The sequence below is a fragment of the Chryseobacterium sp. CY350 genome, assembly GCF_027945075.1.
In the GTDB taxonomy this organism is placed as follows: domain Bacteria; phylum Bacteroidota; class Bacteroidia; order Flavobacteriales; family Weeksellaceae; genus Chryseobacterium.
Map to the genome: position 1 here is coordinate 716,009 of NZ_CP116034.1, position 20,946 is coordinate 736,954.

The 20,946-nt window shown below is 33.8% G+C and carries 23 protein-coding genes and 1 tRNA gene; 17 read left to right on the plus strand and 7 right to left on the minus strand.

The genetic code is table 11. The annotated features are described in order from the left end of the window. Positions 1-16 precede the first annotated feature (16 nt). From PGH12_RS03215 to PGH12_RS03225, 3 genes are all read left to right on the plus strand, one after another. Positions 17-1,432: an efflux transporter outer membrane subunit gene (locus PGH12_RS03215; RefSeq protein WP_267599048.1), complete on the plus strand. Its 1,416-nt coding sequence runs from the start codon at positions 17-19 to the stop codon at positions 1,430-1,432. 198 nt (positions 1,433-1,630) lie between these two features. Further along, positions 1,631-1,704: transfer RNA gene (locus PGH12_RS03220), tRNA-Ala, on the plus strand. 34 nt (positions 1,705-1,738) lie between these two features. Continuing rightward, on the plus strand, positions 1,739-2,110 hold the full coding sequence (locus PGH12_RS03225; protein ID WP_267599049.1) for a hypothetical protein: 372 nt from the start codon (positions 1,739-1,741) through the stop codon (positions 2,108-2,110). 59 nt (positions 2,111-2,169) lie between these two features. Here PGH12_RS03225 and PGH12_RS03230 read toward each other — a convergent pair whose 3' ends face one another. Then, complete coding sequence (locus tag PGH12_RS03230; protein WP_267599050.1) at positions 2,170-2,820, minus strand: hypothetical protein; 651 nt, start codon at positions 2,818-2,820, stop codon at positions 2,170-2,172. Between the two features lie 151 nt (positions 2,821-2,971). Between PGH12_RS03230 and PGH12_RS03235 the strand changes: the two genes are divergently transcribed. The 14 genes from PGH12_RS03235 to hisIE all read left to right on the plus strand — a co-directional run bounded on the left by PGH12_RS03235 (position 2,972) and on the right by hisIE (position 15,618). Beyond that, on the plus strand, positions 2,972-3,541 hold the full coding sequence (locus PGH12_RS03235; RefSeq protein ID WP_267599053.1) for a C40 family peptidase: 570 nt from the start codon (positions 2,972-2,974) through the stop codon (positions 3,539-3,541). Positions 3,542-3,664: 123 nt separating this feature from the next. Beyond that, on the plus strand, positions 3,665-4,477 hold the full coding sequence (locus PGH12_RS03240; protein WP_267599054.1) for a 2,3,4,5-tetrahydropyridine-2,6-dicarboxylate N-succinyltransferase: 813 nt from the start codon (positions 3,665-3,667) through the stop codon (positions 4,475-4,477). 26 nt (positions 4,478-4,503) lie between these two features. After that, entirely contained in the window at positions 4,504-5,670 is a 1,167-nt protein-coding gene (locus PGH12_RS03245; protein ID WP_267599055.1) for a glycosyltransferase family 87 protein, read from the plus strand. Positions 5,671-5,680: 10 nt separating this feature from the next. Continuing rightward, a complete protein-coding gene (locus PGH12_RS03250; protein ID WP_267599057.1) occupies positions 5,681-6,610 on the plus strand; it encodes a glycosyltransferase family 2 protein in 930 nt (309 codons plus the stop codon). A 2-nt stretch (positions 6,611-6,612) separates the two neighbouring features. After that, complete coding sequence (locus tag PGH12_RS03255) at positions 6,613-7,389, plus strand: polysaccharide deacetylase family protein (protein WP_267599058.1); 777 nt, start codon at positions 6,613-6,615, stop codon at positions 7,387-7,389. Next, a complete protein-coding gene (locus PGH12_RS03260; protein ID WP_267599059.1) occupies positions 7,386-8,483 on the plus strand; it encodes a glycosyltransferase family 4 protein in 1,098 nt (365 codons plus the stop codon). Before PGH12_RS03255 ends, PGH12_RS03260 begins: the two co-directional genes overlap by 4 nt. A gap of 244 nt (positions 8,484-8,727) precedes the next feature. After that, positions 8,728-9,585, plus strand: coding sequence for an ATP phosphoribosyltransferase (hisG, locus tag PGH12_RS03265; RefSeq protein ID WP_267599060.1), 858 nt, complete (start codon positions 8,728-8,730; stop codon positions 9,583-9,585). 1 nt (position 9,586) lies between these two features. After that, positions 9,587-10,864, plus strand: coding sequence for a histidinol dehydrogenase (gene hisD, locus PGH12_RS03270; RefSeq protein ID WP_267599061.1), 1,278 nt, complete (start codon positions 9,587-9,589; stop codon positions 10,862-10,864). A 1-nt stretch (position 10,865) separates the two neighbouring features. Further along, a complete protein-coding gene (hisC, locus tag PGH12_RS03275) occupies positions 10,866-11,891 on the plus strand; it encodes a histidinol-phosphate transaminase (RefSeq protein ID WP_267599062.1) in 1,026 nt (341 codons plus the stop codon). A 2-nt stretch (positions 11,892-11,893) separates the two neighbouring features. Then, complete coding sequence (gene hisB, locus PGH12_RS03280; protein WP_267599063.1) at positions 11,894-12,988, plus strand: bifunctional histidinol-phosphatase/imidazoleglycerol-phosphate dehydratase HisB; 1,095 nt, start codon at positions 11,894-11,896, stop codon at positions 12,986-12,988. After that, positions 12,989-13,567 carry an imidazole glycerol phosphate synthase subunit HisH gene (gene hisH / locus PGH12_RS03285; protein WP_267599064.1) on the plus strand — a complete coding sequence of 193 codons (579 nt, stop codon included), beginning with the start codon at positions 12,989-12,991 and terminating at the stop codon, positions 13,565-13,567. A 2-nt stretch (positions 13,568-13,569) separates the two neighbouring features. After that, complete coding sequence (hisA, locus tag PGH12_RS03290) at positions 13,570-14,292, plus strand: 1-(5-phosphoribosyl)-5-[(5-phosphoribosylamino)methylideneamino]imidazole-4-carboxamide isomerase (protein ID WP_267599065.1); 723 nt, start codon at positions 13,570-13,572, stop codon at positions 14,290-14,292. Next, a complete protein-coding gene (hisF, locus tag PGH12_RS03295) occupies positions 14,285-15,037 on the plus strand; it encodes an imidazole glycerol phosphate synthase subunit HisF (protein WP_267599066.1) in 753 nt (250 codons plus the stop codon). Before hisA ends, hisF begins: the two co-directional genes overlap by 8 nt. Beyond that, positions 15,034-15,618: a bifunctional phosphoribosyl-AMP cyclohydrolase/phosphoribosyl-ATP diphosphatase HisIE gene (gene hisIE, locus PGH12_RS03300; RefSeq protein WP_267599067.1), complete on the plus strand. Its 585-nt coding sequence runs from the start codon at positions 15,034-15,036 to the stop codon at positions 15,616-15,618. Before hisF ends, hisIE begins: the two co-directional genes overlap by 4 nt. Before the next feature lie 26 nt (positions 15,619-15,644). Here hisIE and PGH12_RS03305 read toward each other — a convergent pair whose 3' ends face one another. From PGH12_RS03305 to PGH12_RS03330, 6 genes are all read right to left on the minus strand, one after another. After that, a complete protein-coding gene (locus PGH12_RS03305) occupies positions 15,645-16,814 on the minus strand; it encodes a M28 family peptidase (RefSeq protein ID WP_267599068.1) in 1,170 nt (389 codons plus the stop codon). A 98-nt stretch (positions 16,815-16,912) separates the two neighbouring features. Beyond that, entirely contained in the window at positions 16,913-17,257 is a 345-nt protein-coding gene (gene rplT / locus PGH12_RS03310) for a 50S ribosomal protein L20 (protein WP_267599069.1), read from the minus strand. A gap of 117 nt (positions 17,258-17,374) precedes the next feature. Then, the gene (gene rpmI, locus PGH12_RS03315; RefSeq protein WP_027385360.1) at positions 17,375-17,572 is read right to left on the minus strand and encodes a 50S ribosomal protein L35; all 198 of its coding nucleotides are present in this window, start codon (positions 17,570-17,572) and stop codon (positions 17,375-17,377) included. A 292-nt stretch (positions 17,573-17,864) separates the two neighbouring features. Beyond that, positions 17,865-18,365, minus strand: coding sequence for a translation initiation factor IF-3 (gene infC, locus PGH12_RS03320; RefSeq protein WP_115596428.1), 501 nt, complete (start codon positions 18,363-18,365; stop codon positions 17,865-17,867). Between the two features lie 164 nt (positions 18,366-18,529). Beyond that, complete coding sequence (gene thrS, locus PGH12_RS03325) at positions 18,530-20,449, minus strand: threonine--tRNA ligase (RefSeq protein WP_267599071.1); 1,920 nt, start codon at positions 20,447-20,449, stop codon at positions 18,530-18,532. Positions 20,450-20,758: 309 nt separating this feature from the next. After that, the gene (locus PGH12_RS03330; protein WP_267599072.1) at positions 20,759-20,938 is read right to left on the minus strand and encodes a hypothetical protein; all 180 of its coding nucleotides are present in this window, start codon (positions 20,936-20,938) and stop codon (positions 20,759-20,761) included. Positions 20,939-20,946 lie beyond the last annotated feature (8 nt).

The window sequence follows — 20,946 nt, forward strand, 5'->3', positions numbered from 1 at the left end:
CTTTAAGATTTAAATAATGAAAAATTTATCAATAATTATAAAAGGAACTGCTTTTTCTGTGCTTACAGCTATGCTTATTACTTCTTGCAACATAAGAAAGGAGTATGAGAGACCTGCTGCCGTAGTTGATGAAAAACTCTTCCGAACTGATATGCTTCCTAAGGATAGTACAAGTACAGCAAATGTTTCGTGGAAAGAGATATTTACCGATCCTATTCTTCAGAAACATATTGCAAAAGCTTTGGAAAACAATTTAGATATTAGAATTGCAATACAAAACATAATATCTGCTGAAGCATATTTGCGCCAAAGCAAAGCCGCCTATCAGCCGACACTTTCTGTGGGTCCGGGTTATACATTCCAGACTCAGTCATTGAATACGCAATTCGGACAGATCATTGGTGAGAGACGCTATGTCAATCAGTTTGACATAACCGGATCTGTTACCTGGGAAGCCGATATTTGGGGAAAACTAAAGGCTCAGGAAAAAGCTCAACTGGCAACATATTTAGGAAATGTAGCGGCGCATCAGGAAGTGAAAAGTGATCTTGTGTCATCAATTGCATCAAGCTATTTTCAACTCTTGACACTAGACGACCAGAAAAGAATAATCCAGGAAACAATAAAGATCAGACAGAATAATCTTGAAACTACAAAAGCTTTAAAGGTAGCCGGAACGCTTACAGAAGTTGCGGTGCAACAAAGTGCGGCATTAGTTTACAACGCAGAGTCTTTATTGATCGACATCGATACTCAAATTCAGCAGTTAGAAAATACGATGAGCTTTCTCATGGGCGAGCCTTCAAAGGCAATTGAAAGGTCAACTTTAGAAAATCAGACGCTTCCTGCCAATTTTGCACTGGGATATCCTGCTAACTTATTGGCAAACCGTCCGGATGTGATGCAGGCAGAATTTAATTTAATGAATGCATTTGAGCTTACAAATTCTGCAAAAGCTCAGTTTTATCCGACTTTACGATTAACGGGAAGTGGCGGTTTACAGTCTGTGGATATTGACCATTTGTTTAGTGTAAATTCACTTTTTGCAAGTATAGTAGGTGGTTTGGTACAGCCAATTTTAAATAAAAGACAGATAAGAACCAATTACGAAGTGACTCTTGCTAATAAAGAAACGGCTTATTTAAACTTTAGAAAAACCGTTCTTACGGCAGGAAAAGAAGTTTCTGATGCAATTAGAGTGTTTTCTGTTCAGGATTCTTTTATTGATTTAAAAATGAAAGAACTCAATGCTTATAAAAACTCGGTCGAATACTCACAGGAATTGGTAAACTACGGGATGGCAAATTATCTAGAAGTCTTGAATGCCAGCGTAAATTCACTGAATGCAGAGCTGAATATTTCTAATGCACAATACAGTAAAATGAAAGCTGCAGTAGATTTGTACAAAGCTTTAGGCGGCGGCTGGAAATAAATTATTAATATAAATTCTATTCTGAAAACGTATGCTGATGTCCGGCATACGTTTTTTTTGTTTTTTCTTAAATATAGTTCAATACGTGATAATGCTGTATTTATTTAATCATAATCTTAAATAAAATTTAACAAAACATTTGCAAATATGGTTTATTTACTTACTTTTGTACCGCTTCGTGAGAAAAACAAGGCAAAAGGGGAATTAGCTCATTTGGCTAGAGCGCTACACTGGCAGTGTAGAGGTAACGGGTTCGACTCCCGTATTCTCCACAAAAGAAAACTTTATCAAACCATATTAAAAGCTATGAAGAAACTTTTTTTACTTTTAGTGACTACTTTTTTATTAATCGGATGTACAGCTGATGACGAAACAATCTATGATTACATAGGAACATGGTCTGGAACTTACACAGGAAGTGATAAAGGAGTGTGGAATTTTGTAGTAGCGAACGATGGTAACGTTACAGGAACAATGCATTCTGACACCAACAATGAGAACTATAATATCTCCGGTCATTTGGATGCCTCAGGTCAATTAACAGCAGAATTAGGATTGCCACAGGACGGGCAGTTTGTGGGAACTCTAGATCTGGAGAAAAAAGCAAACGGAAACTGGACTAATGCTGTACCAACGCCCACAAGAAGCGGTGCATGGACTGGTGAGAAGAATAAATAATTTTTCAGCTTTAAAAATAGAAAACCTGTAAAGAAAATTTACAGGTTTTTTTATGATCTTTAAACAAATCCCATCTTAACAATTTTTCCTTCATTTTTTAGAACTACAAAATGAAGCAGCAATTCTTCGTCTGAAAAATGCTTTTCAAAAAGATATTCATTCGACTGATTATGTATATTAATTATCTGTTGGAAATTCTTAGATGTATAGCTTTCAAAATCAACAGATAAAGTTTCTACAACCATTTCATCACAGGCAGTATTTTTGTCTAAAACTAAGCTCTTATCCCACAAACCTATAGAAACTGGTGCAATATTTTCCAAATTTTCTATAATTCCAAACTGGAATTTCTTTAACAGCTGATATCCCAATTCTGTTTCTAATCCTTTTTTTACAGATCTTTTCCCTTTTTCGGAAACTATATCTAGATCTTTAATTTCTGTCATCACTTTCGCAAATTTCTGGTAGAGTAGGGGATCTTCAGATTTTTTGATATAAAAATCCAGACACTGTCTTATCGTTTTTCCAATTTTTGAGCAATGACCAAATTCAGAACTGTTCTGCCGTACTTTTTCATACGACGCACTTTTTTTAAATGAGTTTTTGTTAAATCCACTTTTTTTCCTAACAACGTTCTTACCATTTAGATTATAAAATACCAAATCGCCTAACGATCCTTTCAGTTTTATTAAACTTTCATATGTAGCCATTGATCCATAATTGAATTTCAAATATACTAATAAAAATTAAATTCTATAGTTTTAACATATAGTTATCATATAGTTGTAGTATAGTTCTAGCATAATTAAAAATAATTTATTATTTTTGTTATCAGAAATTTAAACCCTAAGTCACCGAATTATGGATTTTGATAAAGTACATTATAAAAAGGCAACTAGATTCATTACAGTTTTGTTACTTTCGACAATAATTATATCATGCGGAAGTTCTAAAAATGTTACAAAATCAAAATCTTCATCTGGCAAAATAATTGCAAAGGCTGAAAATTTAAGAAAACTAGATTCGAAATTCGACGGCAAAATTTCTGGTTCTGTAAAAGATATTTTAAAAGATGCTGAAAAATTTTTAGGATCGCCATACAAGTTTGCTGGAAATTCATCTTCAGGTTTTGACTGCTCCGGGCTAACATCTAAAGTTTTCGACGACAATGGTTTAAAGCTACCAAGAAGATCAGCAGATCAGGCAAATACAGGTAAAAATATTGATGTAGAAGAAGTAAAACCCGGTGATCTGCTATTTTTTGCAACGGCCGGTGGAAGCAAAGTTTCTCACGTCGGCATCGTACATAAAATAGAAAATAATGGCGAGATAAAATTTATTCATGCTTCTACGTCTAAGGGCGTTATCATTTCGTCGCTCAATGAAAAATACTGGAATAAGGCTTATTTGCACGCCCAAAGAGTATTATAGATCAGATTCAAAATTTGGCTCATTTTTACAATTAAATGATTTCGCTAATCATAACTTTAAAAGGGTTTTGCGCAACTTTTTCGTATCTTTGGCGACATATTTAAACTGAAATAAACTTAAGACATGTCGTTACAACAAACTATCGAAAACATTTGGGATAATAGAGATTTATTACAAAACGAAGACAGCAAAACTGCTATTAGAGAAGTTATTTCTCTGTTAGATTCAGGAAAACTTCGTGTTGCTGAACCTACAGAAAACGGATGGCAGGTAAATGAATGGGTAAAAAAGGCTGTAGTAATGTATTTCCCGATTCAGACAATGGAAACTATTGAAGTTGGTCCGTTTGAGTTTCACGATAAAATGCCTTTGAAAAGAAATTATGCTGACAAAGGGGTGAGAGTTGTACCTCATGCTGTTGCAAGAGAAGGTGCCTTTATTGCTTCCGGAGTTATTTTGATGCCTTCTTATGTTAATATCGGAGCATATGTTGATTCAGGAACGATGGTTGATACCTGGGCGACTGTTGGAAGTTGCGCTCAAATCGGTAAAAACGTTCATTTAAGTGGTGGTGTTGGTATTGGTGGTGTTTTAGAACCACTTCAGGCTGCGCCGGTTATTATTGAAGACGACTGTTTTATCGGTTCGAGATGTATCGTTGTAGAAGGAGTTCACGTTGAAAAAGAAGCGGTTTTAGGAGCAAATGTGGTTTTGACGGGTTCTACTAAAATTATTGATGTTACAGGTCCTGAACCAATCGAAATTAAAGGAAGAGTTCCTGCGCGTTCGGTTGTGATTCCGGGAAGTTATACAAGACAATATCCTGCGGGAGAATATCAGGTTCCATGTGCTTTGATTATTGGTACAAGAAAAGAATCTACAGATAAAAAAACGTCTCTGAATGACGCTTTGAGAGAAAATAATGTTGCGGTTTAATCATATTTAACCTAAAACTAAAAACCTTGAAAGAAAAATTTTTAAAGCTGATCTTAAACCCCAAGTATATATTTGGGGTTTATCTTATTATAGCAATTGTTACGGCTATCTCAAAGTATTTTAGAGGTAATGCGATCAACAATTATTTGATTTTTAAGTATACTTATTTCAACACAATTCTTGAGAAAAATCTGTATTTGCAATATCCTGAGCATTTTCAGGATTCTAATCATTATGGTATTTTCTTTAGTGCCTTGATTGCTCCATTTGCCTTAATGCCCGATTGGTTGGGGATTTCACTCTGGAATGTTGCCAATACTTTCATCTTTATTTATGCCATTCATAAACTTCCGTTTTCGGATGGTAAAAAAGCGCTATTCGCATTGTTATGTTTACAGGAATTCATTACAGCAGCTTTAAGTTTACAGTTTAACATTGCTCTTGTCGGATTGTTGATGTTGTCAGCAACTTATATTTATGAAAAGAAAGAAGTAAAATCTGCAGCCGCACTCATGGTTGGAGTTTTTGTAAAAATCTATGGAGTTGTAGGTTTATCGCAGTTTTTCTTCATTAAAAATAAAACTAAATTTATCATTGCCGGAATTGTGATTGCGTTACTGTTTTTCGTATTTCCGATGATCTATTCCAGTCCGGAATTTGTAATTCAAAGCTACAAAGACTGGTCAGTTTCGTTGGCAGAAAAAAACGGACAAAATCAAAGTTTAAACAGTTATCAGGACATTTCTTTAATGGGTTTTGTAAGAAGAATTTTAGGCGATGCTTCTATTTCTAATCTTGCTTTTTTAGCTTTCGGTTTACCATTATTTGCGTTGCCATATATCAGAATCAAACAGTATAAAAATTATGCTTTTCAGTTGATGATTTTAGCTTCTACCTTACTTTTCTTGGTTTTATTCAGTTCAGGCTCAGAATCTCCGACGTATATTATTGCAGTTGCGGGAGTAATGATCTGGTTTTTTCTACAGAAAAAAAGGTCTCCGCTTGTCATTGCGATGTTAGTTTTCGTAATTATTCTTACTTGTTTTTCACCCTCAGATTTATTTCCAAAGTCCATCAAAGTCAATTATATCGTAAAATATTCCTTAAAAGCGGTACCTTGCATTATCGTTTGGTTCAGGGTAATTTATGAACTGATGACAAGAGATTTTGAAAAAGATTACAGTCTGCAATAACTCGCTGCATATGAAAAAAATATCTATCGTAATTCCTGCCTACAATGAAGAAGGAAATGTTGCATTGATTCATGAAAAAATCAAAGAAGTTTTTTCTGAATTGCAGAATTATGATTTTGAAATTATTTTTGTAAACGACGGAAGCAGAGACAATACTCAGCAACATTTGCAGCTTTTATCTGAAAAATTTAATGAAGTTAAATACATAGAATTTTCCAGAAATTTCGGGCATCAACCTGCCGTAAAAGCCGGAATGGACAGTGCTTTAGGAAATGCTGTTATTTCAATGGACGGCGACCTTCAGCATCCACCAGAACTTATTCCAAAGATGATTCAGAAATGGGAAGATGGGTATGATGTGGTATTAACAGTAAGAAAATATCCTAAAGAAATTTCCTGGTTTAAGAGAAAAACTTCAGATTTTTTTTACAGAATTTTATCCGGGTTATCTGATGTAAATCTTACAAAAGGCGGCGGTTCAGATTTCAGGCTGATGGATGCAAATGTTGTCGAAGTCATGAGAAAATTCAACGAAGATGATTTATTTCTTCGCGGGTTGACAAGCTGGATGGGTTTCAAACAAATTGCATTAGAGTTCACAGCATCTGAACGGATTTCAGGAGAAAGTAGTTATAATTTAAAAAAAATGATCACTTTTGCATTTACTGGAATCACAGCATTTAGTGTAAAACCCTTATACATTGCAGCCTATTTAGGATTCTTATTCTCAGGTTTTTCGGTAATTGGTTATGCAGCTTATGTCATTCATTCTTTTGTTACAAAAACAGAAATTTCAGGTTGGGCATCATTGATTATGACCATCGTTTTCTTTGGTGGTTTACAGTTGATTATCTTAGGAATTATTGGGATTTATTTAGGTAAAATTTTCAAACAAGTGAAAGCGAGACCCAATTATATTATTAAAAATAAAAACTTTTAAAAATGGTATTATTAAGTTTTGACATCGAAGAATTTGATATGCCATTCGAATATCAAGGGGAAATTTCCTTCGAAGATCAAATCTCAATTTCTCAGATCGGTCTTGAAAGAATTTTAAATATTCTTCAAAAACACAACGTTAAAGCTACTTTTTTTTCAACAGTAGTATTCGCTGAAAATAGTAAATCGCTTATCGAAAGATTACTAAATGAAGGTCATGAATTGGCTTCTCACACGTGGTTTCATTCCGAATTTGAAGTCAAACATTTAAAGGAATCCAGAGAAAAATTACAGCAATTATTTTCAACAAAGGTTACAGGATTGAGAATGCCAAGAATGATGCCTGTCGATAAAAAAGAAGTTGAAAAGGCAGGATATTTATATAATTCTTCTATAAATCCAACTTTTCTTCCCGGCAGATATAACAATTTAAAAGTGTCACGAACTTATTTTAAAGAAGAAAGTGTCACTCAAATTCCGGCTTCGGTTTCACCCAATTTTAGAATACCTTTATTTTGGCTGAGTTTTCATAATTTCCCACTAAGTTTTTATAAAAAAATAGCATCAGATACTTTAAAAAAAGACAATTATCTCAACATTTATTTTCATCCATGGGAATTTGCTGAAATTAGAAATCCAGAGTTTAAACTTCCAGGATTTACCGTTAAAAAGTCTGGAAATGAAATGGTTGAAAGATTTGATAATTTCGTTGGTTGGTTAAAAAATAAAAATTACAAATTCGGAACTTTTCAGGAATTTCAAAAGCAGATAGAATCATGATGATAGCTTACGACGCAAAACGTTTCTTTCACAACACTTCGGGTTTGGGAAATTATTCCAGAGATCTGGTAAGAATACTTTCCGAATATTTCCCTGAAAATCAATACCTTCTCTTAAATAAAAACAAATCTGAAAGAGGAAATATTATTGTAGAAAATTCTAATGTTCATTTTATTGCAACATCAAAAGGAAAATTCTCGCGACAGCTTAAAATGGGTAAAGACGCCCAAAAACAAAATGCAGATATTTTTCATGGACTTTCCGGTGAACTGCCTTTAAAATGGGATAAAACCCCAATCAAAAAGGTTGTGACGATTCATGATCTTATTTTCATGAGGTATCCACAATATTATTCTTTTTTTGACAGAAAAATCCACTTTTGGAAGTTTAAAAAATCGGCTGAAATGGCCGATAAAATCATTGCAATTTCGGAGCAGACAAAACGAGATATAATTCAATATTTAAAAATTCCGGAAGATAAAATTGAAGTTATTTATCAAGGCTGTCATCAGGCTTTTAAAAAAAATCAGTCTGAAGAATTCATTCAAAAAACGAAACAAAAATTCAAGCTTCCTGAAAGATTTATTTTAAATGTCGGAACAATTGAAGAAAGAAAAAATCTTTTAAACATTGTAAAAGCAATTGACAAATCTGAAATTCCTCTGGTCGTTGTTGGTAGAAAAACAAAATATTTTTCCAAAATAGAGCAGTACATCAAAAAAAATAAGTTAGAAAAACAAATTTATTTTTTGGAAGGCGTTTCGATGGATGAGCTCGCTGTGATTTATAAGTCAGCCGATATTTTTGTGTATCCGAGCTTTTTTGAAGGTTTTGGGATTCCGATTATTGAAGCATTATTTTCAAAAACCGTCGTTATTACCAGCAATATAAGTTGCCTTCCGGAAGCTGGCGGAAAAGATTCTGTTTACATATATCCAGAGAATTATTTAGATATTCAGGCAAAAATAAAATTTCTCTGGGAAAACGAATCTGAGAGAAAACGTCGTGCTGATAAGGGTTTCGATTTTGTTCAGAAGTTTAACGATGAGCCAATTGCCAATGAAATGATGAATCTCTATCAAAAAATTCTCTAAAAATTCTTGGTTAAATAAAAATAAGTTCTACATTTGTACCATAAATATTCAACAATGAAACCCAATTTTTTAACAGTACATCATTATCATCATCTCTGCTAAGACGGAATTGATTGATATTTGTGTTAAAAAATATATTAATAATTTAAACCGTCTGAGTCTATAGACGGTTTTTTTGTTTCCTGAATTCTCTTCAGAATCCCAATAATTCCTTTTTATTTACTCAGACACAAGAAAAGTGAAAATGAGTAAATTAAAAATTGCAATCCAAAAAAGCGGCCGTCTGTACGAAGAATCTCTGCAGCTTCTCAAAGATTGCGGAATTTCTGTAAACAATGGGAAAGACCAGTTAAAAGTTTCTGTGGAAAATTTCCCAATGGAGATTATGTATCTCAGAAATTCGGATATTCCTCAATATCTGGAAGATGGAGTCGTGGATATCGCGATCGTAGGAGAAAATCTTCTGGCTGAAAAAAATAAAGAAATCACCGTTGTTCATCAGTTAGGATTTTCAAAATGCCGCGTCTCTTTAGCGGTCCCAAAAGATGTGGAAACCGACGATCTTCAGTATTTCCAAGGAAAAAAGATCGCCACTTCTTATCCAAACACACTAAAAGAATTTTTAAAGCAAAACCACATTGAAGCTGATATTCACGTGATTTCCGGTTCTGTAGAAATTGCTCCCAACATTGGTTTGGCAGACGGAATCTGTGATATTGTAAGTTCCGGAAGCACTTTATTTAAAAATGGTTTAAGAGAAACGCTTACTATTCTGAAATCCGAAGCTGTTTTAGCGAAAACTGTTCAGCTAAGTGCAGAAAAGGAGAATGTTCTTGATAAACTGCTATTCAGGATCAAGGCTGTTTTAAAAGCTAAAAACTCAAAATATATTCTGATGAATGTTCCTAACGATAAAATCGCTGACATTTCAAATGTACTTCCGGTTTTGAAAAGTCCAACAGTGATTCCTTTGGCAGAAGAAGGCTGGAGCAGCATTCACTCAGTCATTGATGAAGAACGCTTTTGGGATGTCATTGATGAGTTGAGAGAAAACGGAGCCCAGGATATTTTAATAATTCCAATTGATAAAATGGTTATTTAAGATGAACAGATATGAATTTCCCAGTAAAAATAACTGGAACGAACTGATAAAACGTCCGGTTCTCAAAAGAGAAGAAGTTTCCGAGATTGTTGCAGAAATTTTCAACGAAGTACAAAAATTTGGTGATAAGGCATTGTTTGATTTTAATAAAAAATTTGATTCAGTTGAAATAGAAAATCTTTCCCTCTCAAAAAATGAAATAGATAATTCAGCTCAATTAATATCAGTAGGGTTAAAAGATGCTATTCAACAGGCAAAAGAAAATATTACAAAGTTTCACAATTCTCAAAAGATTGAAATTCAGAAAATTGAAACAACAAAAGGGGTAATTTGCTGGAGAGAAAACCGAGCCATCGAAAAAGTGGGAATTTATATTCCTGGAGGAACAGCCCCATTATTTTCAACGGTTCTGATGCTTGCAATTCCTGCACAATTGGCCGGTTGTAAGGAAATTATTCTTTGCACACCACCAGATAAAAACGGAGAAATAAATCCTGCAATTCTCTATACAGCAAAGCTTTGTGGAATCACTAAAATCTTCAAAATCGGTGGAGCTCAGGCAATTGCAGCAATGACTTTCGGTACAGAAACGATTCCTAATGTTTATAAAATTTTTGGTCCCGGAAATCAGTTTGTTGTTGCAGCAAAAGAACTGACTCAGAATTTTGGTATTGCCATTGATATGCCTGCAGGACCAAGTGAAGTTTTAATTATCGCAGATGAAAATGCAGTTCCTGAGTTTTGTGCTGCTGATCTTCTTTCACAGGCGGAACACGGAAGTGACAGTCAGGTGATTTTTGTCTCGACAGATCGAGAGATTTTAGATGAAACTATTGAAGAAGTTGAAAAGCAGATTAAAAATCTTCAAAGAAATGAATTTGCACAGCAATCTTTAAATAATAGCCATTTTATTTTAGTTGAAACTATTGAAGAAGCATTGGAATTCAGTAATTTATATGCTCCTGAACATTTAATTCTTGCTATTGAAAATTTTGAGAATTATATCCCTTTAATCAAAAATGCAGGTTCGGTTTTTCTGGGAAATTATTCATGTGAAAGCGCAGGAGATTATGCAAGCGGAACCAATCACACATTACCTACGAATGGTTTTGCTAAAAACTACAGTGGTGTTTCTCTAGATAGTTTTGTGAAGAAAATTACTTTCCAGAATTTATCAAAAAACGGACTTCAAAATTTAGGTAAAACCATCGAAATAATGGCAGAAGCGGAAGGTTTATTTGCCCACAAAAACGCAGTTTCAATCAGATTAAAAAAGTAAAATGACAATAATAAATATTAACAGGTTTGTTCGAAAGAATATTTTAGAACTTCAGCCTTATATCAGTTTCAGGGATCAAAACGAGTTTGAAAGTCCTATTCTAATGGATGCTAATGAAAGTCCGTTCGGTGAATTCAATCGTTATCCGGATTCTACTCATAAAAAAATTAGAAATCAAATTTCTCAACTTAAAAGCATTTCACCAAGTCAGATTTCAATTGGAAACGGAAGTGATGAATTGATTGATCTGATCATCAAAATCTTCTGTGAACCAAAAAAAGATTCCATATTAATGATGAATCCTTCGTTTGCGATGTACGGTTTTTACGCAGCAATCAACGAAAATTTAGTTTTAAAACTTCAGCTAGACGCAAATTTTGAAATTCAGAAAGAAGATTTTTTAAATATAATAGAAGAAAATCAACCTAAAATTTTCTTTTTATGCTCACCCAATAATCCTACCGGAAATTCAATTGAAGATATTGAGTTTTATATCAAAAATTTTAGTGGAATTGTAGTGGTAGATGAAGCTTATATTGAATTTTCGGATGGAAGATCAGCGATTGAATTGTTAGAAAAATATCCGAATTTGATTGTCCTTCAGACCTTTTCAAAAGCTTGGGGAATGGCGGGAGCAAGAGTAGGAATTGCTTATTCTTCTGAAGAAATAACTCAATTAATTTATACTGTTAAAGCTCCTTATAATGTCAATTCTTTAAGCCTGAATTTAGTTTCAGAAAGTCTTGAAAATATAAGTGAATTTCAGAATAATCTGGAACAGATCATTGCAGAAAGATCTTGGTTAAAAGAAGAATTTAAAATGATTAGATGTATCGAAAAAGTTTTCCCAACCAATGCTAATTTCTTTCTTATTGAATTTAAAAATGTAGAAACTGTTTATCAAAAATTGTTGGAAAACGAAATTTTAACCAGTAAAAGATTTCCTCAAATTCCAAACTGTATCAGAATAAATGTTGGAAATAAAGAAGAAAATAACATATTAATTAATGTTTTAAAAAATATTTGATGATGAAAAAAGTATTATTTATCGATCGCGACGGAACATTAATTACAGAACCGCTAACAGATTTTCAGGTTGATTCTCTTGAGAAACTTGAATTTTATCCCGGAGTTTTTCAAAACTTAGCAAAAATTGTAAAGGAATTGGATTACGAATTGGTAATGGTAACGAATCAGGATGGTTTGGGAACTGACAGCTTTCCTTATGAAGATTTTATAAAACCACAGGAAAAAATGATGAAAGCTTTTGAAAGTGAAGGGATATTTTTCACAGATGTTTTTATTGATAAAAGTTTTGAGCATGAAAATTTAAATACAAGAAAGCCGCAAACCGGAATGCTTGGCAAATACGTCTACGGAAATTACGATCTTGAAAATTCATATGTAATCGGTGATAGATTAACAGATATTGAATTAGCAAAAAACTTAGGAACAAAAGCAATTTTTCTTAATGAAACTGAAAACGAAGAAGCTGAATTAACAACGAAAAGCTGGAGCGAAATCTATCAGTTTTTAAAGCAAATTCCAAGAAAAGCTAACGTTTACAGAAAAACAAATGAAACAGAAATTGAAATTGAAGTTAATCTCGACGGAAGCGGAAATTCTGAGATTTCGACCGGGCTGCATTTTTTTGACCATATGCTTGAACAGATCTCAAAACACGGAAATTTAGATTTAAAAATTAAAGTGAATGGAGATTTACAAGTTGATGAGCACCACACAATTGAAGATACTGCGATTGTTTTTGGAGAAGCAATTTTAAAGGCTTTGGGCAAGAAAAAAGGAATTGAAAGATATGGTTTTTTGCTTCCAATGGATGATTGTCTGTCTCAGGTTGCGATTGATTTCGGAGGAAGGCCGTGGTTGGTTTGGGATGTAGAATTTAAAAGAGAAAAAATTGGTGATGTACATTCTGAAATGTTTTTTCACTTTTTTAAATCATTTACAGATTCTTCGAAGTCAAATTTGAATATAAAATCTGAAGGAAATAATGAGCATCACAAGATCGAGTCTATTTTTAAAGCTTTCGCAAAAGCACTGAAAATGGCTGTCAACCAAACTGATCAAAACTATAATTTACCCTCAACAAAAGGAAGTTTATAAATGATTGCAATTATTAAATACAACGGCGGGAATGTACGTTCAGTGCAAAATGCATTAAACAGATTAGGCGAAAAATCTATAGTCACAGATGATTTTGAATTGATTCGAAAAGCCGATAAAGTGATTTTTCCGGGCGTCGGTGAAGCTTCTTCTACAATGAAATTACTGAAAGAGAAAGGTTTAGATGAATTGATTCCGAAACTCACTCAACCTGTTCTTGGAATTTGTCTCGGAATGCAGTTGATGTGTGGACATAACGAAGAAGGAAATACTATGGGAATGGGAATTTTTGATATAAACGTTAAAAAATTTCCTTCAGAAAATATCGTTCCGCATATGGGTTGGAATACGCTTATGGATTTGAAATCAACATTGTTCTCTGAGATTTCAGAAAAAGATGATTTCTATTTTGTTCATAGTTATTTTTGTGAATTATCAGATTTTACAACTGCTGTCTGCGATTATATTTTGCCTTTCAGCGCAACTTTGCAGAAAGATAATTTTTTCGCAACACAGTTTCACCCTGAAAAATCAGGAAAATCTGGAAGTCTGTTATTGAAAAACTTTTTAAAAATTTAATGATGAAAATAATTCCTGCCATAGATATCATCGACGGAAAATGTGTAAGGCTATCAAAAGGTGATTACAGCACAAAAAAAATATACAACGAAAATCCTGTAGAAGTTGCCAAAGAATTTGAGAGCTTTGGAATACAGTTTCTTCACTTAGTTGATCTTGACGGAGCAAAATCCAAACATATCGTCAATCAAAAGGTTTTGGAAAAAATTGCTAGTAAAACTTCATTACATATCGATTTTGGAGGTGGATTAAAAACTGAAGAAGATATTGAAACTGCCTTTAATTGTGGTGCAAAGCAAATTACAATTGGAAGCATTGCCGTTCAAAATCCTGAATTTTGCTATGAAATTATTCACAAATACGGTTCTAAAAAAATAATTCTGGGAGCCGATTGTGAAAACCGAGAAATAAAAACTTCAGGCTGGCTTGAGGAAAGTGACAGAGATATCATCGATTTTATTCTGCAATATCAAAAATGTAATATTGAGAATGTGATTTGTACAGACATTTCAAAAGACGGAATGTTGCAAGGTGCATCCACAGAATTGTATCAGGAAATTTTAGTAAAAACACATATAAATCTCATTGCAAGTGGTGGAATCTCGTGTCTCGAAGATGTTTTTAAAATGAAAGAAATTGGCTGCTCCGGAACGATTATCGGGAAAGCTATTTATGAGAATAAAATATCATTAAATCAACTTCAAAATTTTATTGAAAATGCTTAAAAAAAGAATCATTCCATGTTTGGATATTAAGGATGGAACAACTGTAAAGGGAATTAATTTTGAAGATTTAATTAATGCCGGAAATCCAATTGAGTTGGCTAAAAAATATGAAAATGAAGGCGCTGATGAATTGGTTTTCCTTGATATTACAGCAACAATCGAAGAACGAAAAACTTTCGTTGAACTCGTAAAAGATATTGCAAGAGAACTGAGCATTCCATTTACGGTAGGTGGCGGAATTTCTACGGTGGAAGATGTAAGAAAATTGCTTGAAGCGGGAGCCGACAAAATAAGTCTCAATTCTTCTGCGGTAAAAAATCCAATGCTAATTTCTGATTTATCCCAAGAATTTGGAAATCAATGTATTGTAGTTGCAATAGATACGAAATTCATCGACAATTCTGATCGGGTCTTTGTAAAAGGCGGGAGAGAAAAAACTGCTTTGCAGACCTTAGATTGGGCAAAAAAAGCAGAAGAACTGGGTGCAGGTGAAATTCTTCTTACCTCAATGGACGGAGACGGAACTAAAAATGGTTTTGATTTAAGATTAACAAAACTGATTTCAGAAAGTATTAATATTCCTGTAATTGCGTCAGGTGGAGCGGGAAAAATACAAGATTTTGAAGATGTTTTTAATCAGACAAAAGTTACAGGAGCTTTGGCTGCAAGTATTTTTCACTTTAGAGAAATTGGTATCAATGAATTAAAAGAAGAATTAAAATTAAAAAAATTAGCAATAAGATGATAGATTTTAGTAAAACGAATAGTTTGGTTCCCGTGATCATTCAGGATGACAGAACTTTACAGGTTTTGATGTTGGGTTATATGAACGAAGAAGCATTAGAAAAAACAAAAAAAGAAGGCATTGTTACTTTTTTCAGTCGTTCAAAAAACGGATTATGGACAAAAGGTGAGGAGTCCGGGAATTTTTTAAAAGTAAAAAATATAGCAATAGATTGTGATCAGGATACGATTTTGATAAAAGCAATACCTGAAAATATTGTTTGCCACACCGGAAGTTTCAGTTGTTTCGGAGATAAAGAATCGAAAGGATTTTTGTACGAATTAGAAGAAAAAATTGCCCAAAGGATAGATAACAAAGTTGAAGAATCCTACACATATTCGCTATACAAAAAAGGGATTAATAAAGTCGCACAAAAAGTAGGAGAGGAAGCAGTAGAAGTGGTGATTGAAGCAAAAGATAATGATGCAGACCTGTTTAAAAATGAAGCGGCAGATCTTCTTTATCATTTTTTGATTTTACTGAAAGCCAAAAACTTTTCTTTGCAGGAAATCGAAGAGATTCTGGTGAAGCGCAATCGATAAAAAACCTGCAGATGCAGGTTTTAAATTTATTTTTTAATTACGATTTTTCTGGTCGCGCTTTGGTTTTCCGTTTCTATTGAGCAAAGATAAACACCATTTGGTAAATCTGAAGTGTTCAATTCAGTTTCATTTTCTTTAGACAAAACTAACTTTCCGGACATGTCTGTGATCTCAACTTTAAAATCTTTGATATCTTTTGGCAGTTCTAATTTGACAAAATTCTTGGCTGGATTGGGATAAATCTTTATTGATTCAAGAGAATTGAAAGATGTTTCGTTGATAGAAAGATTAGTTGTTGCTACTGCAAAATGCTGCAGAGCACCAATTGCCGCTTTACCAACATTAAACACATATGTGGGATCTACATTTACAAAGGTGTCATTTGATGTATGCTCGTTCATGCTTTGAGGAGTTTCGTAGAAACCGGTAATAATATCTCCTTTAGCTTCAAAAGGCACATAATCGGAAGCATAAGTATTTGACATTACAGTTTGCAGAGGAGAATAAAGTGAAGTACAAGTTGCCAACTGCTGCGTAAATGTAAGTGATTGCGCATTGTTGCTGGTGAGACCACTTTGGTCGCTTTCACATTTTATAAAATTACTAGGTGCAGACAATTTGCCTCCAACTTGATCGATATTGAAAACTACTTTCAAGTTTAATTGTCGTACTCCATTTTGAAAAACAACATTATTCACATAGTGATTACTGCCAATTAGTCCCTGTTCCTCACCGGAAAAATGAATAAATTTGATAGAATATTCGGTAGGAATGTCTTTTAAAATTCTTGCAGCTTCAAGAATAATAGATGTTCCGCTGCCATTATCACTTACGCCAGGACCCACAATAGTGTCATAGTGTCCACAGATAATAACATAGATATTTGGATATACGGTTCCGGTTTTCGTTATAATTAAATTTTTTGTTGTATTACCGTTAACCGTAAAGCTGTCTTCAGTTACCTGACTAGCATCGTAGCCGTAGGTTTGATATTTACTTTTAAGCCAGTTCAAGGTATTATTATTGGCTGCTGAGCCAGAAGTTTTTACACCGTATGACGCAAAATCCTGTAACAGGGAAGTTACATTAGCCTGCGTGATCTGATTGACTCTGTTTTGATAAGCCTGAATAAAACTTTGAGCCTGAATATTATAAGATGCTAACGAAAGTAGGAGTAGAGTAGTTAAATTTTTCACTTTTTATCAAATAAATTAAGATTTAGCAAATGTAGATAAAATAAAAAAATCCCGAGCAAAAAACTCGGGATTTAATATTGATAACAAAAAATTTTACATTATTTTACTTGATCTACAACTGCTTTGAACGCTTCAGGATAGTTCATAGCCAAATCAGCTAAAACTTTTCTGTTTAATTCAATGTTGTTCTTTTTAAGAGCTCCCATAAACTGAGAGTAAGACATTCCGTGTTCTCTTGCACCAGCGTTGATACGCATAATCCAAAGTGATCTGAAGTTTCTCTTTTTCTCTTTTCTACCACGGTAAGCATATTGCATTGCTTTATGTACCGCGTTTTTAGCAACAGTCCAAACGTTCTTTCTTCTACCGAAAAAACCTTTAGCTTGTTTCATTAATTTTTTTCTGCGAGCTCTAGAAGCTACGGCATTTACTGATCTTGGCATAATTTAAATTGTTTTTTTGAAAAGGGCGGCAAACTGTTTCATTGCACTTATCTGCACCGTTTCAGGGTTAAAATGTTGAATTGTTATTCTTATAAACCGAAAAATGATTTATAAAAACTACTTAATTGCTAATTGACGTTTAACGCTTTTTTCGTCCACTTTAGCTACATAAGAAGTAGTAGTAAGATTTCTCTTCTGCTTAGTTTCTTTTTTAGTCAAGATGTGGCTTTTGTAAGCATTTTTTCTTTTGATCTTTCCAGAACCGGTAAGAGCAAAACGCTTTTTAGCACCTGATTTCGTTTTTAATTTTGGCATTGTTTGCTTTTTTATGTTTTTGTTATCAATACTATTTTCAATTGTAAAAATATTCCGATCTAGAAGTGTACTATGGCTAGCATATATTACACTTTAATTGGTACATAGTTACATTACTATATTTGCAAAATTAATGACTATCATATTTACCACGATATTCATTGTTATTTTACGCAAATATTTGGTTTGCAAAACTACGAAAAATAATCATACAAAAAGAGACTTTCCGTAGAAAATCTCTTTTGTATATTCTCAATGATAATAAGCTTTGAGCTATTATCATATTATTAAACTATTTAGCTGGTTTTTTAGGACTCATCATCATGATCATTCTCTTACCTTCAAGTTTAGGTAACTGATCTACTTTCCCAACGTGCTCTAATTCCTGAGCCAATTTAAGAAGTAAAATCTCACCCTGATCTTTAAAGATAATTGAACGTCCTTTAAAAAATACGTAGGTTTTCAATTTTGAACCTTCTTCCAAAAACTTTTCAGCATGTTTTTTCTTAAAATCATAATCGTGCTCGTCTGTCTGAGGTCCGAAACGAATCTCTTTTACAACCACTTTGATCTGTTTTGCTTTAAGCTCTTTGGTTTTTTTCTTTTGCTCGTATAAAAACTTTTTGTAGTCTAATATTCTCGCAATGAAAGGTTCAGCCTTGTCTGAAATCACGACCAAATCTAATTCCTGTTCTTTGGCAATTTGTCTCGCTTTGTCAATCGGGAAAATTCCCGGTTCTACGTTATCGCCCACTAAACGAAGTTCTCTTACGCGAATCTTATCGTTTATCATGTGTAAGTCCTCCTGTGGTGGACGTCTCTGTGGGCCTCTGTTGTTAAATCTTTGTGCTATCGCTTTATAATTTTATTGGTTAATAACTAATTTTAATAATTAAGACATTCAGTAATTCAGATTAATTAATAACTTATTTCTAAATAATAAATCTCTTAATTGTCTTATATTGTTGCTTCTTTTTTGAAGTGAGATACAAACTCATCCATACTCATCACTCCAAGATCGCCTTCTCCACGTCTACGTACAGAAATTGTGCCATCTCTTTCTTCATTTTCTCCTACTACAAGCATAAAAGGAATCTTTTTTAATTCCGCATCACGAATTTTTTTGCCTGTTTTTTCGTTTCGATCGTCAATCAATCCGCTAATATCGTGATTTTCTAAAAATTCTGAAACTTTTTTAGCATAATCTACATATTTTTCACTTATTGGCAATATTGTAAACTGATCCGGGCTTAGCCATAATGGGAAATCTCCGGCAGTATTTTCTAATAAGATCGCAATAAAACGTTCCATAGAACCAAATGGAGCTCTGTGAATCATTACAGGTCTGTGCTTCTCATTATCGCTTCCAATATAAGTAAGATCAAATCTTTCCGGCAAGTTGTAATCTACCTGAATCGTTCCCAACTGCCATTTTCTACCTAAAGCATCTTTTACCATAAAATCCAGTTTAGGACCATAGAATGCAGCTTCACCGTATTCAATTACAGTTTTTAAACCTTTTTTCTCCGCAGCCTGAATAATTGCACTTTCTGCTTTCTCCCAATTCTCGTCAGATCCTATATATTTTTGTTTATTTTCAGGATCTCTTAACGAAACCTGAGTCACAAAATCTTCAAATCCTAAAGACTGAAAAACATAAAGGGTAAGATCTATTACTTTTTCAAATTCTTCCGCAAGCTGATCCGGAGTACAGAAAAGGTGAGCATCATCCTGAGTAAATCCACGAACTCTCGTTAAGCCATGAAGTTCACCGCTTTGCTCATATCTGTACACAGTCCCAAATTCTGCATATCTTTTTGGTAAATCTCTATAGCTCCATTGTGAAGTTTTGTAAATCTCACAGTGATGCGGACAGTTCATTGGTTTCAATAAAAATTCTTCTCCTTCATTTGGAGTTTTTATTGGCTGGAAGCTGTCTTCCCCATATTTATCCCAGTGACCGGAAGTTACATACAATTCTTTCGAACCGATGTGAGGAGACATTACAAATTCGTAACCTCCTTTTTTCTGAGCAACAGAAAGGAAATTCTCTAATTTCTTTCTTAAAGCTGTACCTTTTGGTAACCAAAGTGGTAAACCGGCACCTACTTTTTCTGAGAAAGCAAAAATCCCTAATTCTTTACCTAATTTTCTATGATCTCTTCTTTTAGCTTCTTCTAATAACTCAAGATATTCGGTCAGTTCTTTCTGTTTTGGGAAAGAAATACCGTACACTCTTGTTAGCTGAGGGTTTTTCTCATTTCCTCTCCAGTAGGCTCCTGCAGCATTCAGAATCTTCACTGCTTTTACAATTCCTGTATTTGGAATGTGACCGCCACGACAAAGATCTGTGAAATTGTCATGTGTAACAAAAGTGATTTCGCCATCGTTAAGATTAGAAATCAATTCTACTTTATAAGGATTATTTGCATAAGTTTCCAATGCTTCTGCTTTAGAAACCGGATATAATGAAAACGTTGATGCTTTCTTGGCGTTTTCTAAAACTTTCTTTTCTATTTTATCAAAATCTTTTTCAGACAAAACTTCGTCACCGAAATCTACATCATAGTAAAATCCGCTTTCGATTGCCGGACCAATTGTTAATTGAGCATGAGGATAAAATTCAAGGATTGCCTGCGCCAAAAGGTGGGCAGAAGAATGCCAGAAGGCTTTCTTACCAAGATCATCATTCCATGTCAATAGCTGTACCGTAGAATCTGTGGTGATAGGCGTGGTAACTTCGACTTGTGTGCCGTTTACAACTGCGGAAATGGTATTTCTAGCCAATCCCTCGCTTATCGATTTTGCCACATCCAAAGGAGTAACTTCTCCTTCAAATTCTTTGATGCTATTGTCTGGAAGTGTAATTTTTATCATTGTTTACTACAAAATTTTAAGTTGCAAAAATACGCATTTTTTAGTTCTTTAAGAAATAGTAGCTTGATAATTCACAAAAAATACAATTTATTTTAAATTTTGACGTTGAAGACAGTTTGTATGACTCATTAATAATCCTGAAAGCTGAATAATGAGACTGTAGAAATATATAACAAACATGAAACCCTGCACAGTTCGCAGCCCGACTTGAACGGAGCTCTTTTTGTGAAGCGCAGCGAAACAAAAAAGCGGGAGTGGAAGGCGGAAAAAGCTGCCCTGAGAAAAAATGTCAAAAAAAATACTAAGCTTTCACTTAGTATTATCTGTTTTTCCTGAATTGTTTTCTGAAGATTTTTTCACGTCTTCTTTAGCTACATCTGAAGGATTTTGTTTTTCCGAAGATGCGGGAAGGTCACGAAAATCTTCATTTTGTTTCTTAGTTTCTGCAGAGTTTGCAGATTCTTTCTGGTTCTCGTCTTTAGGATTCATAATTTCAC

Coding starts and splice junctions, on each gene's coding strand:
- PGH12_RS03215 (WP_267599048.1), top strand. CDS start 17: ATGAAAAATTTATCAATAATTATAAAAGGAACTGCTTTTTCTGTGCTT.
- PGH12_RS03225 (WP_267599049.1), top strand. CDS start 1,739: ATGAAGAAACTTTTTTTACTTTTAGTGACTACTTTTTTATTAATCGGA.
- PGH12_RS03230 (WP_267599050.1), bottom strand. CDS start 2,820: ATGGCTACATATGAAAGTTTAATAAAACTGAAAGGATCGTTAGGCGAT.
- PGH12_RS03235 (WP_267599053.1), top strand. CDS start 2,972: ATGGATTTTGATAAAGTACATTATAAAAAGGCAACTAGATTCATTACA.
- PGH12_RS03240 (WP_267599054.1), top strand. CDS start 3,665: ATGTCGTTACAACAAACTATCGAAAACATTTGGGATAATAGAGATTTA.
- PGH12_RS03250 (WP_267599057.1), top strand. CDS start 5,681: ATGAAAAAAATATCTATCGTAATTCCTGCCTACAATGAAGAAGGAAAT.
- PGH12_RS03255 (WP_267599058.1), top strand. CDS start 6,613: ATGGTATTATTAAGTTTTGACATCGAAGAATTTGATATGCCATTCGAA.
- PGH12_RS03260 (WP_267599059.1), top strand. CDS start 7,386: ATGATGATAGCTTACGACGCAAAACGTTTCTTTCACAACACTTCGGGT.
- hisG (WP_267599060.1), top strand. CDS start 8,728: ATGAGTAAATTAAAAATTGCAATCCAAAAAAGCGGCCGTCTGTACGAA.
- hisD (WP_267599061.1), top strand. CDS start 9,587: ATGAACAGATATGAATTTCCCAGTAAAAATAACTGGAACGAACTGATA.
- hisC (WP_267599062.1), top strand. CDS start 10,866: ATGACAATAATAAATATTAACAGGTTTGTTCGAAAGAATATTTTAGAA.
- hisB (WP_267599063.1), top strand. CDS start 11,894: ATGAAAAAAGTATTATTTATCGATCGCGACGGAACATTAATTACAGAA.
- hisH (WP_267599064.1), top strand. CDS start 12,989: ATGATTGCAATTATTAAATACAACGGCGGGAATGTACGTTCAGTGCAA.
- hisA (WP_267599065.1), top strand. CDS start 13,570: ATGAAAATAATTCCTGCCATAGATATCATCGACGGAAAATGTGTAAGG.
- hisF (WP_267599066.1), top strand. CDS start 14,285: ATGCTTAAAAAAAGAATCATTCCATGTTTGGATATTAAGGATGGAACA.
- hisIE (WP_267599067.1), top strand. CDS start 15,034: ATGATAGATTTTAGTAAAACGAATAGTTTGGTTCCCGTGATCATTCAG.
- rplT (WP_267599069.1), bottom strand. CDS start 17,257: ATGCCAAGATCAGTAAATGCCGTAGCTTCTAGAGCTCGCAGAAAAAAA.
- rpmI (WP_027385360.1), bottom strand. CDS start 17,572: ATGCCAAAATTAAAAACGAAATCAGGTGCTAAAAAGCGTTTTGCTCTT.
- infC (WP_115596428.1), bottom strand. CDS start 18,365: ATGATAAACGATAAGATTCGCGTAAGAGAACTTCGTTTAGTGGGCGAT.
- thrS (WP_267599071.1), bottom strand. CDS start 20,449: ATGATAAAAATTACACTTCCAGACAATAGCATCAAAGAATTTGAAGGA.
- PGH12_RS03330 (WP_267599072.1), bottom strand. CDS start 20,938: ATGAATCCTAAAGACGAGAACCAGAAAGAATCTGCAAACTCTGCAGAA.